Origin of the sequence: Streptomyces doebereineriae (assembly GCF_031845645.1) — a bacterium.
Taxonomy (GTDB): Bacteria; Actinomycetota; Actinomycetes; order Streptomycetales; family Streptomycetaceae; genus Streptomyces; species Streptomyces canus.
On the sequence record NZ_JAVREZ010000016.1, the window covers coordinates 100569 to 113775 of the forward strand.

Here is a 13207-nt window from a genome sequence, read left to right on the forward strand (position 1 = left end):
AGGCCCCTCAGTCCCATTCCAGGCCGCCGCGCCGCCATACGTACGCGTACGCGACGAAGACGGTGAGCACGAAGAGCAGCATCTCCACGAGCCCGAAAACACCCAGGGCGTCGAAGGTGACGGCCCAGGGGTAGAGGAAGACGATCTCGATGTCGAAGACGATGAAGAGCATCGCCGTCAGGTAGTACTTGATGGGGAAGCGCCCGCCGCCGGCCGGCGTGGGGGTCGGCTCGATCCCGCACTCGTAGGCCTCGAGCTTGGCCCGGTTGTACCGCTTCGGACCGATCAGCGTGGCCATGACCACGGAGAAGATCGCAAAGCCTGCCCCGAGGGCTCCCAGTACGAGGATGGGCGCATAAGCGTTCACCGCTCCTCGCTCCTCTCAGTCGGCACTGACTGCTGGCGATGGCATCGGACTCACACCCGACTCATACGTCCCTCTGACCTCCGTCCGTCTCGACGAAGATCGCGAACATGTGAAGCAGGTCACAAGCCCAACTGACCCGCATCCTATGCCTGCCGGTCTGTGATCTGCGACACGGGGTATTGCACAAGCTTTGTGATCTCCACCACCAGACGAAGGATCATGAAGTTGGATCAGCGGTGATCTTCACACGAGAAGCGTCCGAGCGATCACCAGAGGTGACATTTCCGCTAGTCGGCGCAGGTCGGGAGAGGCGTCTCCATATCAAGAGAGTTCCCCTGCATGCAAATTGGTGCTGGACGCGACTGCTTGGTAGTGGACCGCATTCACACCCGAGAGGGGCCGGGGAGGACTGATGTGGACGCGTGCACACATTCACGAGCGCCGGCCACCTCCGGACGCAGCCGCCGCCGTAACCGTTGCGTGACCTCCGCCACACACATGAGAGGTTCCTAAGAAGGGGGCTTGGCCATCGGCCTCAACCGATGGTAGATGCGGGGCAATTGGGACGTAACAGCGAAAGGCCATGATCACAGCCATGATCACGAGAGTCCGCAATGTCCGTTACGGCGTCAATAAAGAGCGTGCCGCCGGGGATTCGGGCCACCGATTGAACAACTGTGGCGCAGCACACGTTTCTTGAAGGTATGGAGGAGCCCCTGATACCAGTTGGTCTCATGTCCCACACCGCTCACATACACAGCCACCGGAAACCCCGCCGCAGCGCGACGACTTCGATCGCCGTCCGCGCTGGCGTCGCCGGTGGCGTGCTCAGCATGGCAGCGGCGGGCGCGTCGGCTTCGGCGTTCGCCGCCGAGTCGACGACGCAGACCCTCGAACTGCCCACCCTGTCGGCCGATCTGGGCAGCCAGGTCGCCGAATCCGCCGACGCGATGCAGCAGGCGGCCGCCAACTACCAGCTTCAGGCCGAGCGTGACGCGGCCGCCGCAAAGGCCGCGAAGCAGGCCAAGGCGGACCTCGCGGAGGCCAAGAAGAAGGCGGAGGCCAAGAAGAAGGCCGAGGAGGCCCGCAAGGCCGCCGCGGAGGAAGCCGCCTCGCGCAGCGCCGAACGGGCCACGCTGTCCGCCTCGGCGAGCGCCAGTGTCTCCACGAGCTCGTCCACGGCCACCGGTTCGGCCGCGGCCGTCATCGCCTTCGTGAAGGCACAGGTCGGTGACGCCTACGTCTCCGGCGGCACCGGCCCCAACTCCTGGGACTGCTCCGGCCTGGTCCAGGCCGCGTTCAGCCAGATCGGCGTCGACCTGCCGCGTGTCTCGCAGGACCAGTCGACCGCGGGTACCCAGGTCTCGCTGAGCAACCTCCAGCCGGGCGACATCCTGTACTGGGGCGGCGCCGGCAGCGCGTACCACGTGGCGGTGTACGTCGGCGACGGCATGTTCGTCGGCGCGCAGAACCCCTCGACGGGTGTCGCCGAGAAGCCGCTGTCCTACGACCCGCCGACCGGAGCGGTGCGGGTGCTCTGACACCGGAACAGCTAGCTTGGTGGGGCCGCAGCCGCTCGGGGGCAGCGGCCCCACTGGTTCGTCCAAGGCGGTAGCGCAGCTCGTCGACCCGTTTCAAGGGGTTCCATCTCCGCCCGGCGCCCGAATTGTCCGCGTCCGGCAGCGCATTGACCGCGAGCCGGGACCGCTGTGCGCGCCGTGGGGCGGTTGCCGGAGGCTTGGCGCCCGCTCTGCCCGCCCCCACGGTTCCTCACGCCACGGCCGCTCCCCCGGCCCCCGCCAGGAACCGCCTGCGGGTGTGGCCGGTCTGCTCCTGGGGCTGTTGGATGTGTTCTGAGCATCCTCACAACCCACATCGAACAGGAGAAATCACCATGCCCAGTGTGTTCGTTCAGGGCAGGCCCACCGACTCGTATCCGCGTCTTGCCCCCGAGGCCCGGCGCGGGCAGGTCCGGCGCATCACCGAGGTCGGCGAGGAGGTGCTGCACAAGCCGTGCCGGGACGTGACCGAGTTCGGGCCCGATCTCGCCGCGCTGATCGACGACATGTTCCTGACGATGTACATCGCGGACGGAGCGGGCCTCGCGGCCAACCAGGTCGACGTCGATCTGCGGCTTTTCGTCTACGACTGCCCGGACGACGACGGGGTCCGGCACGTCGGGCACATCGTCAACCCGGTGCTCGAGCAGTTCGACCCGGCCGGGCGCAGGCTGCTCGACGACAGCGAGGGGTGCCTGTCGGTGCCGGGCGCCGTCATGGACGTACCGCGTCCGGACCGGGCCGTGGTCCACGGGTTCGACAAGGACGGCGAGCCGCTCGTGATCGAGGGGACCGGTTACTTCGCGCGCTGCCTGGCACACGAGACCGACCATGTGAACGGGCATGTGTATCTGGACCGGCTGTCCAGCCGCGAGCGCAAGGAGGCGCTGCGGCAGGTGGCGGACCGGCGGGACGAGGTGTTCGCCCGCCGGGCGGCCAACATCGAGGCGCTGAACGGCGGTCAGGGCACTGTCAGCGCCTGAGGGAGTGGACCAGCGCCCACACCGACACCGCGATGAGGATGACGAACACGGGTAACGCGACCCCTACGTCCATCCCTCCACGGTGCTCCGTCCGAGGGGCTCCCGTCACGCCTTCGGCGCCACCTTGCTCAGCCCGTTGATGATCCGGTCCATCGCGTCGCCGCCCGTGGGGTCGGTGAGGTTGGCGAGCATCTTGAGGGTGAACTTCATGAGCAGCGGGTGGGTCAGGCCGCGCTGGGCCGCGATCTTCATGACCTTCGGGTTGCCGATGAGCTTCACGAAGGCGCGGCCCAGCGTGTAGTAGCCGCCGTAGGTGTCCTTGAGGACGCGCGGGTAGCGCTGCAGGGCCATCTCGCGTCCCGCGGGGGTGGAGCGGGCGTGGGCCTGGACGATGACGTCGGCGGCGATCTGGCCGGACTCCATGGCGTAGGCGATGCCTTCGCCGTTGAAGGGGTTCACCATGCCGCCGGCGTCGCCGACCAGGAGCAGGCCCTTGGTGTAGTGCGGCTGGCGGTTGAAGGCCATCGGCAGGGCGGCGCCGCGGATCGGGCCGGTCATGTTGTCCGGGGTGTAGCCCCACTCCTCCGGCATCGAGGCGCACCAGGCCTTCAGCACCTCGCGCCAGTCGAGCTCCTTGAAGGAGTCGGAGGTGTTCAGGACGCCGAGGCCGACGTTGGAGGTGCCGTCGCCCATGCCGAAGATCCAGCCGTAGCCGGGCAGCAGCCGGTCCTCGCCGGGGCCTCGGCGGTCCCACAGCTCCAGCCAGGACTCCAGGTAGTCGTCCTCGTGCCGCGGTGACTCGAAGTACGTCCGTACGGCCACGCCCATCGGGCGGTCCTCGCGGCGGTGCAGGCCCATCGCGAGGGAGAGCCGGGTGGAGTTGCCGTCGGCGGCGACCACGAGGGGCGCGTGGAAGGTGACTTCGCGCTTGTCCTCACCCAGTTTCGCGTGGACACCGGTGATGCGGCCCGTGCGGTCGTCGATGATCGGGGCACCGACGTTGCAGCGCTCGAACAGCCGCGCCCCGGCCTTCTGGGCCTGGCGGGCGAGCTGCTCGTCGAAGTCGTCGCGCTTGCGGACGAGGCCGTAGTCGGGGAAGGAGGCGAGATCCGGCCAGTCCAGCTGGAGGCGCACGCCGCCGCCGATGATCCGAAGGCCCTTGTTGCGCAGCCAGCCGGCCTCTTCGGAGATGTCGATGCCCATCGCCACGAGTTGTTTGGTGGCACGCGGGGTGAGGCCGTCGCCGCAGACCTTCTCGCGCGGGAACTCGGTCTTCTCCAGCAGGAGCACGTCGAGTCCGGACTTGGCGAGGTGGTACGCGGTCGTGGAGCCGGCCGGCCCCGCGCCGACGACGATGACATCGGCGGTGTTCTCGGACAGGGGCTCGGTCACGGCGGGATCTCCCCAGGCTCGGAATCAAGTTCGGAATCAAGTTCTGAATCCGCGTGCCGACCGGCACTGGACATGGGCAGTCTATTCAGCAGAATTGATCACCCGGCTGAAGGGCTGCCCCAGTGAACCGAGCTCTGCCTGTTGTACGGCTGCGCGTCCCCACCGACGAGGACGCCGTCGCCTGGCACCGGATCTTCGACGACCCGGACGTCATGGAGTTCCACGGCGGCAGGTCCGCCGAGTTGTACGTCTATGAAGAGCTCACCGCGCGCCAGCGCCGGCACGACGCCGAGCGTGGCTTCTGTCTGTGGACCATGGTTGCCGAGAGCGGGCAGGTCATCGGCTTCACCGGTGCCCAGCCGTGGCCGCAGGACTGGGGGCCGACGGGCGAGATCGAGATCGGGTGGCGGCTCGGGCGGGCCTACTGGGGCCAGGGGTACGCCACGGCGGCCGCGCAGATGACCCTGGAGCGGCTCAGGGCGGCGGGCGTCCCGGACGTGGTGGCGATGGTCAGACCCGGCAACGAACGGTCGATCTCGGTTGCCAAGCGCCTAGGAATGGAACTCGCGGAGACCTTCACACACCCTCGCTACAACGAAGAGGCGCTCTGCTTCCGACTCCCCCTGCAGATCAGTCACACAGAGTAGCGTTCTGTTACAGAAAGACACTCGGCACTTCCTGTCGCCACGGGGCCGGAGTTACCCTTCCGGTACCGCTGGGGGTGACATCTGTGCGCATAACACCCAAGACGCCCGAAGTGCGCGTACCGCGTCTGGTCGGACTCATGGCCGTCGACGCACGCGAGACGGCCCAGGCGCAGGGCCTGTTCGTCAGTGCGCCGGATCGCAAGGACTTCCACCAGGCCGTCGTCGACTATGTCGTACGTCAGTACCCGCAGGCCGGCGCGGAGGTGCCGCGGGATTCGGTGGTGTACGTGTGGTTCGGCCTCGGTCCGGGTGAGGGCGGCGGGGGCATCCGCGAGCCCCGCGTCCCCAGACCCCCGAGCGGCGGCCTCCAGCGCGAGCTGGACGAGCCGGGAGACCCGTACGCCGTGCGCTGTGGGACGGGGCTCGGCTGACCCGCGTCGTACAGACCCGGGTCGTACACGTCACGGAGCCGCTCCTCAGCTCTCCTTGACGCCCCGGTGCAGGGCCACGATTCCGCCCGTCAGGTTCCGCCACGCCACCTTCGACCAGCCGGCCTTCCGGAGTCGCTCCGCCAGGGCCGGCTGGTCCGGCCAGGCGCGGATGGACTCGGCGAGGTAGACGTAGGCGTCGGGGTTGGAGGAGACCGCGCGGGCCACCGGCGGCAGGGCGCGCATCAGGTACTCGGTATAGACCGTGCGGAAGGGCGCCCAGGTCGGGTGCGAGAACTCGCAGATCACCACCCGGCCGCCGGGCCTGGTCACCCGGTACATCTCACGCAGCGCGGTGTCGGTGTCCTGGACGTTGCGCAGCCCGAAGGAGATGGTGACGGCGTCGAAGGTGTCGTCCTTGAAGGGGAGCTTCGTCGCGTCGCCCGCGGTCAACGGCAGCCAGGTGTGCTTCCGCTTGCCGACCTGGAGCATGCCGATCGAGAAGTCGCAAGGCACGACATAGGCGCCGGTGCGGGCGAAGGGCAGCGACGAGGTGGCAGTGCCCGCCGCCAGGTCCAGGATCTTCTGGGCGGGGCGGGCGTCGACGGCCCTGGCGACCTCCTTGCGCCACACCCGGTCCTGGCCGAGCGACAGCACGTCGTTCGTCAGGTCGTACCGTTCCGCCACGTCGTCGAACATCGAGGCGACTTCGTGCGGCTGCTTGTTCAGGGAAGCGCGGGTCACGTCGCCATTCTTGCAGGCCGCCCTCCCGGAAGAAGCTGCGGCTTCTTCTTCCCGGCCACGTCTTCCACCCATCCGCACAGCAGCACGAACACCGCGATCAGAATCCAGCCGATGCCGAACATGAACCACTGGCTCTCCAGCGGCAGCCACTTCTCGAACGCGGGCACGTTCCAGAACTGGTCGATCAGCGGCACGGCGAGGATCAGCGCGATCTCGTGCCACAGATAGATCGTCACCGCGCGGGAGTTGAAGATCGTGACGACCCGGTCGGTCCGCCGGAAGCGGGTGAGCCAGGAGAAGTCGATCCCGAAGCGCGACTTGGCCCACATCAGGAGCGTCACGTATCCGGCCGACCAGAAGGCCTGGGCGAGGGGGATGTCGTCGAGGTCGTACGAGCCCGTCCCGGCCTGGTGGGTGAAGGCGTACCAGCCTCCGAACCCGATGGCGGCGAGCGAGAGAACGACGACGGCCGGCGCCTTCAGCCGCTCCAGGACCCCGTCCCGGTGCGCGAAGCCGAGGATCCAGCAGAACAGGAAGGTGGCCAGGTCCGTCAGCGCGCTGCCGAGGCGGTTGTCCGGCGGCTCCCACAGGAACTGGAAGACCACGATCGGGGCCAGGGACAGCAGCAGGACCGGCACCGGAGCCGACCGGAACACCTTCAGCAGCACCGGGGACAGCAGGACGAACCACAGGTAGGTCCGCAGGTACCAGAGGATCTCCCAGGCCTGCTCGCCCCACGCGTTGCCCGGAGGATCGCCGAGCGGCACGATCCAGTAGACGATCTGCCAGCCCGGCATCCAGTCGTGGACCAGCATCGCGAGGACCACGAAGACGCCCCAGAACCAGAACGGCGGCAGCAGCCGGCGCATCCGGCTCCTGACGACCGTGAGGGCGGGCCGCTCCAGGGACTTCGCCATCAGAGTGCCGGCCAGGCCGAACATGATCCCCATGGAGGGGAAGACCATGCCGGCCCAGGCCCAGCCGAAGGTGTGATATGTGACGACCCGGATCAGGGCGACGGCCCGGAGGGTGTCGAAGTAGCGGTCGCGGCCCGGGGGCCGAGACGGAGGCTTCTCCTCCTCCGCCTCGGCGTCAGCGGGGGCTCCGGGAACCGGCGGCTCCGGCGGCTCCGGCTCCACGCCCTGTCCGTAGTAGCCGTGGTCGACGTACTCCTGCGGAGACGGCGGCTGCGGATACGGCTGCTCTACGTACCCCGAGTACCCGTACTCATAGCCGTACCCCTGCTCCTGATAGCCCTGCTGCTGATACCCCTGCTGCTCCCAGCTCATCAACTCACCCCCGCCGGGGTCCCGACCTCGCCGGTCCGCTTCAGTTTCTGCCAGCGCAGCCGGCCGCCGGTGAGCGCGGTGATGCAGGAGTGGATCAGGACGAGGTACATCATCTGGCGGTAGGCCAGCTGCTGGAGCGGCATCATCAGCAGATAGCGGTACTTCTCCTTGTCCAGCTTGAAGGCGTACGCCGCGCACACGAGCTGGACGCCGAGGACCGCGAGCCACGCGTACAGCGCCGCCCGGAAGTCGACGAAGATCATCGAGTAGGCGGTGAACACGTCGATCAGCGGGGCGAACACCGGCGTGACGATCTGGAAGATCACCACCAGGGGCATGCCGACCCGGCCGAAGCGGCCCGAGGGACCCTTGTCCGTGAGGGACTTGCGGTGCTTCCACAGCGCCTGCATGGTGCCGTACGACCACCGGTAGCGCTGCGACCACAGCTGCTTCAGGGAGCCCGGTGCCTCGGTCCACGCGCGCGCGTGCTCCTGGTAGACGACCCGCCAGCCCGCGCGGTGCATCGCGATGGTGATGTCGGTGTCCTCGGCGAGGGTGTCCTCGCTCATCCCGCCGACCTGGAGGACCGCCTCACGGCGGAACGCGCCGATCGCGCCCGGGATGGTGGGCATGCAGCGCAGCAGGTCGTACATCCGGCGGTCGAGGTTGAAGCCCATCACGTACTCGATGTGCTGCCAGGCGCCGATGACCGTGTCGCGGTTGCCGACCTTGGCGTTGCCGGCGACCGCGCCGACCTCCGGGTTCGCGAAGGGCTGCACCAGCTGCCGTACGGTGTCCGGTTCGAAGACGGTGTCGCCGTCCATCATCACGACGATGTCGTGACTGGCGCTGCGGACACCGTTGTTGAGGGCAGCCGGCTTGCCCGCGTTCTCCTGGCGGATGACCCGGACGTTCGTCATGCCCAGCGAGCGGGCCGCCTCGCGGGCGATCTCGGAGGTGCCGTCCGAGGAGCCGTCGTCGACGACGATGACCTCGATCGGATGGGTGCTCTTCGCCAGCGACTCCAGGGTGTTGGCGATGCACTCCTTCTCGTTGTACGCCGGCACGATCACGGTCACCGGCCCGGTGACCGTGGGTCCCCAGCTGAAGCGGCGTCTGTTGCGCAGTCGGTAGTGGCGGCGGGCGAGGATCAGCATCATCCCGAACCGGCCCATGACGGCCACGCCCACGATCACGAGTCCGACCGACAGCGTGGGCACGGTGTACTCGGCGACGGCGACGGCCACGACGAGCGCCTTGCCCTCGTAGAGGGTCGCGCCGGTGGCCTCGCGGTGCGCGGCCTGGAGGCGGTCGGTGCCGTTCCGGTTCCCGCCCTGGAGCTGTCCGCCCCCGGTGCCGGCCGGGGCGTTCGCCTGCTGTCCCGCGCGGGCAGCCGTGTTCTGCGCCTCGATGACCCCGCTGATGGTGGTGAAGGTGTAGCCCTTCGCCTGCATCTTCTCGATGTACTCCGGCAGCGCCTTGATCGTCTGCTCACGGTCGCCGCCGGCGTCGTGCATCAGCACGGAGGCACCGGAAGTCCCGGACGGTGTCGCCCACTTGACGATCTTCGAGGCGCCCGGCTTCTTCCAGTCGTCGCTGTCGGTGTCGACGAAGACGCTGGTGTAGCCCTCCTCGCCGAGCTTCTTGTAGACGGGCCAGCTGTAGTTGTCGATCGCGTCCGTCTCCGAGGAGTACGGCGCCCGGAACAGCGTGGTGGTGATGCCCGCCGCGCCCGCGAGGGCGAGCTGCGTCTGGGTCATCTCGCGCCTGATGCGGGCGTCGCTCTGGTAGGAGAGATCGACGTGGGTGAAGGTGTGGATGCCCACCTCGTCGCCCTGGTCGACCATGTCCTTCACGATCCCCGGGTAGCGCGAGACCATCGAGCCGACCACGAAGAAGGTCGCCGGGACGTCGTACTTCTCCAGGATCTTCAGGACCTGGGGCGTGTACGTCGGGTTCGGGCCGTCGTCGAAGGTGAGCGCGATCGTCTTGGCCGGCACGGAGGTCGTGGTGGCCTGGCCGCCCCGGAAGCTGATGATCGGCCCGCCGTTGAGGATCTTGTCGGGGACCTTGCTGGAGCCGGCGCCGTCGCGCACCCGCTCGTCGCCGCCGACCTCGGCGCGCAGATAGCCGTCGAGCAGCATCACGCTGGTCAGGCCGAGCAGGAGCAGCAGGGCGAGGATGACCCGCGGTTTCTGCAACGCCGCGGCCTTGCCCGCCGCCCGCTCGATGCGGGTGGGGGCACGCCGGCGGCCGCGGGAGGGCGTCGTCGTGGTCATGTGGTGGGCCGTTCCGGTCAGTGGGAGGCAGCGGAGGCGGTCGCAGTCGGGACGGTGCTCGGCGGAGCGCCCGTGGCGGTGCCCGTGGGCGGAGTGCCGGAGGGCCTCGACGGCGGGTTGCCGATACCGCCCTGCGGCTGGATGCCGCCGGGGCCGGAGTTCGAGGAACCGCCGGGACCGCCGCCCGCGAAGGGCAGCAGCGTCGTGCTGGAGACGCCGATGCCCATGAAGGCCAGGCCCAGCACGACGGCGTACCCGAGGGACAGGACGCCGAGGAGAAGACCGATCCGGCGCAGCAGCTTGGAGCGGCGTCCGGAGTTGTCAACGAACACCGGGCCCTCGGCAGACCCGTTACTACCGCGTTTGCGGCGGCGACCGCGCACGTCGGCGCGGTTTTCGATGGCAGGCTCGGAATGCATTCCCCAGACATTAGGCAGTCTTTATGTGTCCAGATTTGACATTCTTGTGAGGCGCATATGAGAAACCTCTTATACTGTCTGTTTCCTGAGAGTGTCCGCCGTGCGTGACCGATTCGTCCTCATGAGGCTCAGGCGGGTGTGAGACATTCGCCCCTCCAGAAAGAGAAATCACGAGAGAGCGGGGCATGCGCATGCGGAGTTTCCTGAAGCCGACGGCCGGGGTCATTTGTCTGTTCGCCCTGGCCACGGCGGGGTGCTCCTCCGAATCGGACAGCACCTCGGACGCGGAGCCTCCGAAACAGAGCAGCGCATCGGCGTCGGCGTCGGAAGCCGCGTCCTCGGTCACCGCGTACGCGCCCTACGTCAGCGCTGACGAAGCGTCCGGCAACGACTCCGCGGGCTCGCCCTCGGTGTACAACCTCGCGTTCGTGATCGCCGACGGCAGTGCCTGCACGCCTTCCTGGAACGGCACGTCCGCCATCGGCGACTCGTCGGTGACGTCCCGGATCAGTGCGCTGAAGGAGGACGGAGCTCAGGTGCGGGTCTCCTTCGGGGGGGCGTCCGGGAAGGAACTGGCCGAGACCTGCTCCACTGCGGCGAAATTGGCTGCGGCTTATGGAAAGGCGCTGGACGCCGCCGGTTCCTCACTCGCCGACTTCGACATCGAGGGGGACGCGCTGACCGACTCCGCCTCGGTGGAGCTGCGGTCCGAGGCGATCGCGTTGCTCCAGGAGGAACGGAGCGATCTCGCCGTCTCGTTCACGCTTCCCGTGATGCCGTCCGGGCTCGACGACGAGAGTGTGGCGTTGCTGGAGTCCGCGAACGACAAGTCGGTTCAGGTGTCGACCGTCAACATCATGACGATGAACTACGGGGAGTCGTACGACGGGGACATGGGGGATTACGCGATCACTTCGGCGCAGGCGGCGCAGGCTCAGTTGCGGGACGTTTTCGGTACGTCCGATTCCACTGCGTGGCGGGCGATGGCGCTCACCTCGATGATCGGGACGAATGATGTGGACGGGGAGACGTTCACGTTGTCCGATGCGGCTCAGGTGCGGGAGTTCGCCGAGTCGAAGGAGGTGGCGTGGGTGTCGATGTGGTCGACGTTTCGGGATCAGGAGTGCGAGTCGGGGAACTCGGAGGAGGATGATCCGTTGACCAATTGCAGTGGGGTTTCTCAGTCGGCGGGGGCGTTTGGGGAGGCATTGGCCGGTTGAGTTTTGGGTGCGGGCCGGTGGGGGCTGGTCGCGCCCGCGCGGCGGAGCCGCAAATCGATACAGTCCCGCGCCCCTAAAGACCTCACCTGCGCCTGTGTAGCAAGCGGCCGTTGATCACCGTTGCCACGCAGGTTGTCAGCTCTGGGGTTTCGAAGATCGCGAACGTCGCCTCGGCCTGGGGCAGCAGGGCCGTTGCGAACGATCCCGAGGCCAGTGAAGGCGGACCCGCCGGATCCGCGAGCCGTTGCTCGATCGTCAGGCCCGACCTGTGTACGGCGTCGATCACCGCGGGGCGTCGCAGCTCACCCCTCACCGCCACCACCCCGTGCGCCAGCATCCGCTGCACCCCCCGCCGCGCACTCGCACCCCACCGAGCGTCGGTCATGCCGAGGGACGCCAGCGCCTCCCCCGAGATCGGCCCGCTGCCCAAGTCCTCACGCGGGTCCGGATGGTAGGCCTGCTCCAACAGCTCCGGCCCGTACGGGTTCACCAGGCCCGGGGTGAGAACTCCCGGCCAGCGGCGCACCCTTGCCGTCGGATGTGCGGCGGCCAGCTCCTCGTAGACCTCTACGGCCGCGAGCTGCCGCCCCTCGACCAGTACCGCCCCACCGGGCAGCGGTGACCTGCCGTCGCCCGGGATCAGCAGGTCGGCGGTGTGGATCGTCAGCAAGACAGGCCTAGTTGGACGCGAGGATCTTCAGCTCGGGATGCGCCGTGCCGCCCGCGATCGCCGTGGAGGAGATGTGGGACATGACCCGTGCGTCGACGGGGTCGTTCGCCGGGTCGTCGTGGACGACGAGGTGCTCGTACGTGGTGGCGCGCTGGGCCGGGATCCGTCCCGCCGTACGGATCATGTCGATCATTTCCTGGAGGTTGGAGCGGTGCTTGGCACCGGCCGCCGAGACGACGTTCTCCTCCAGCATGACCGAGCCGAGGTCGTCCGCGCCGTAGTGCAGCGTCAGCTGGCCCGCGTCCTGGCCGGTGGTCAGCCAGGAGCCCTGGATGTGGGCGATGTTGTCCATGAAGAGCCGGGAGATCGCGATCATCCGCAGGTACTCGAAGATCGTGGCCTGGGTGCGGCCCTTCAGGTGATTGTTCATCGGCTGGTAGAGGTACGGGATGAACGCGCGGAAGCCGCCCGTCCGGTCCTGTACGTCACGGATCATCCGCAGGTGCTCGATGCGCTCGGCGTTGGTCTCGCCGGTGCCCATGAGCATCGTGGAGGTGGACTCCACGCCCAGGTTGTGCGCCGTCTCCATGATCTCCAGCCAGCGCTCGCCGGACTCCTTCAGGGGCGCGATGGCCTTGCGGGGGCGCTCGGGGAGCATCTCGGCACCGGCGCCCGCGAAGGAGTCGAGGCCGGCCGCGTGGATGCGCTGGATGGCCTCCTCCACGCTCACCTTGGAGATCCGGGCCATGTGCTCGACCTCGGACGCGCCCAGCGAGTGGATCACCAGCTGGGGGAACTCCTTCTTGATGGCGGCGAAGTGCTTCTCGTAGTACTCGACGCCGTAGTCCGGGTGGTGGCCGCCCTGGAACATGATCTGGGTGCCGCCGAGTTCGACGGTCTCCGCGCACCGGCGCAGGATGTCGTCCAGGTCGCGGGTCCAGCCCTTGTCCTTGGCGGTCGGCGGGGCGTAGAACGCGCAGAACTTGCACGCCGTGACGCACACGTTGGTGTAGTTGATGTTCCGCTCGATGATGTACGTCGCGATGTGCTCCGTGCCCGCGTACCGACGGCGGCGCACGGCGTCCGCGGCGGAGCCCAGCGCGTGCAGCGGGGCGTCGCGGTAGAGGTCGAGCGCCTCCTCCGGAGTGATGCGCCCACCCTCTGCGGCACGGTCGAGGACGGACTGAAGGTCGGCCTTCTCGGTCACCGG

The 13207-nt window shown here is 68.1% G+C and carries 13 protein-coding genes; 5 read left to right on the forward strand and 8 right to left on the reverse strand.

Annotated elements, in window-relative coordinates:
* Positions 1–7: 7 nt before the first annotated feature.
* Positions 8–367 carry an NADH-quinone oxidoreductase subunit A gene (locus tag RNB18_RS36325; RefSeq protein ID WP_007383963.1) on the reverse strand — a complete coding sequence of 120 codons (360 nt, stop codon included), beginning with the start codon at positions 365–367 and terminating at the stop codon, positions 8–10.
* A 734-nt stretch (positions 368–1101) separates the two neighbouring features.
* On the opposite strand from RNB18_RS36325, the gene RNB18_RS36330 reads away from it, so the two are divergent.
* The gene (locus RNB18_RS36330; protein ID WP_311718337.1) at positions 1102–1908 is read left to right on the forward strand and encodes a C40 family peptidase; all 807 of its coding nucleotides are present in this window, start codon (positions 1102–1104) and stop codon (positions 1906–1908) included.
* A 353-nt stretch (positions 1909–2261) separates the two neighbouring features.
* Positions 2262–2909, forward strand: coding sequence for a peptide deformylase (def, locus tag RNB18_RS36335; RefSeq protein ID WP_311718338.1), 648 nt, complete (start codon positions 2262–2264; stop codon positions 2907–2909).
* Positions 2910–3014: 105 nt separating this feature from the next.
* Here def and RNB18_RS36340 read toward each other — a convergent pair whose 3' ends face one another.
* Positions 3015–4301 carry a geranylgeranyl reductase family protein gene (locus RNB18_RS36340; protein ID WP_057608008.1) on the reverse strand — a complete coding sequence of 429 codons (1287 nt, stop codon included), beginning with the start codon at positions 4299–4301 and terminating at the stop codon, positions 3015–3017.
* Positions 4302–4423: 122 nt separating this feature from the next.
* Here RNB18_RS36340 and RNB18_RS36345 point away from each other — a divergent pair, with 122 nt between their 5' ends.
* Positions 4424–4948, forward strand: coding sequence for a GNAT family N-acetyltransferase (locus RNB18_RS36345; protein ID WP_311718339.1), 525 nt, complete (start codon positions 4424–4426; stop codon positions 4946–4948).
* 83 nt (positions 4949–5031) lie between these two features.
* Positions 5032–5379 carry a PASTA domain-containing protein gene (locus tag RNB18_RS36350; RefSeq protein ID WP_311718340.1) on the forward strand — a complete coding sequence of 116 codons (348 nt, stop codon included), beginning with the start codon at positions 5032–5034 and terminating at the stop codon, positions 5377–5379.
* Positions 5380–5424: 45 nt separating this feature from the next.
* Here the strand turns inward: RNB18_RS36350 and RNB18_RS36355 are convergent, their stop codons facing one another.
* From RNB18_RS36355 to RNB18_RS36370, 4 genes are read right to left on the reverse strand one after another with little or no spacing between them, the layout of a single operon-like run.
* Entirely contained in the window at positions 5425–6120 is a 696-nt protein-coding gene (locus RNB18_RS36355; protein WP_311718341.1) for a demethylmenaquinone methyltransferase, read from the reverse strand.
* On the reverse strand, positions 6117–7409 hold the full coding sequence (locus RNB18_RS36360; protein ID WP_311718342.1) for an acyltransferase family protein: 1293 nt from the start codon (positions 7407–7409) through the stop codon (positions 6117–6119). Before RNB18_RS36360 ends, RNB18_RS36355 begins: the two co-directional genes overlap by 4 nt.
* Positions 7409–9688, reverse strand: coding sequence for a bifunctional polysaccharide deacetylase/glycosyltransferase family 2 protein (locus tag RNB18_RS36365; RefSeq protein WP_311718344.1), 2280 nt, complete (start codon positions 9686–9688; stop codon positions 7409–7411). Before RNB18_RS36365 ends, RNB18_RS36360 begins: the two co-directional genes overlap by 1 nt.
* A 17-nt stretch (positions 9689–9705) precedes the next feature.
* Positions 9706–10020, reverse strand: coding sequence for a hypothetical protein (locus RNB18_RS36370; protein WP_311718345.1), 315 nt, complete (start codon positions 10018–10020; stop codon positions 9706–9708).
* A gap of 278 nt (positions 10021–10298) precedes the next feature.
* Between RNB18_RS36370 and RNB18_RS36375 the strand changes: the two genes are divergently transcribed.
* Positions 10299–11327: a chitinase gene (locus tag RNB18_RS36375; protein WP_311718480.1), complete on the forward strand. Its 1029-nt coding sequence runs from the start codon at positions 10299–10301 to the stop codon at positions 11325–11327.
* Between the two features lie 82 nt (positions 11328–11409).
* Here the strand turns inward: RNB18_RS36375 and RNB18_RS36380 are convergent, their stop codons facing one another.
* Complete coding sequence (locus RNB18_RS36380) at positions 11410–11997, reverse strand: hypothetical protein (RefSeq protein ID WP_311718346.1); 588 nt, start codon at positions 11995–11997, stop codon at positions 11410–11412.
* 7 nt (positions 11998–12004) lie between these two features.
* The gene (gene mqnC, locus RNB18_RS36385) at positions 12005–13204 is read right to left on the reverse strand and encodes a cyclic dehypoxanthinyl futalosine synthase (protein WP_311718347.1); all 1200 of its coding nucleotides are present in this window, start codon (positions 13202–13204) and stop codon (positions 12005–12007) included.
* Between the last annotated feature and the right edge of the window lie 3 nt (positions 13205–13207).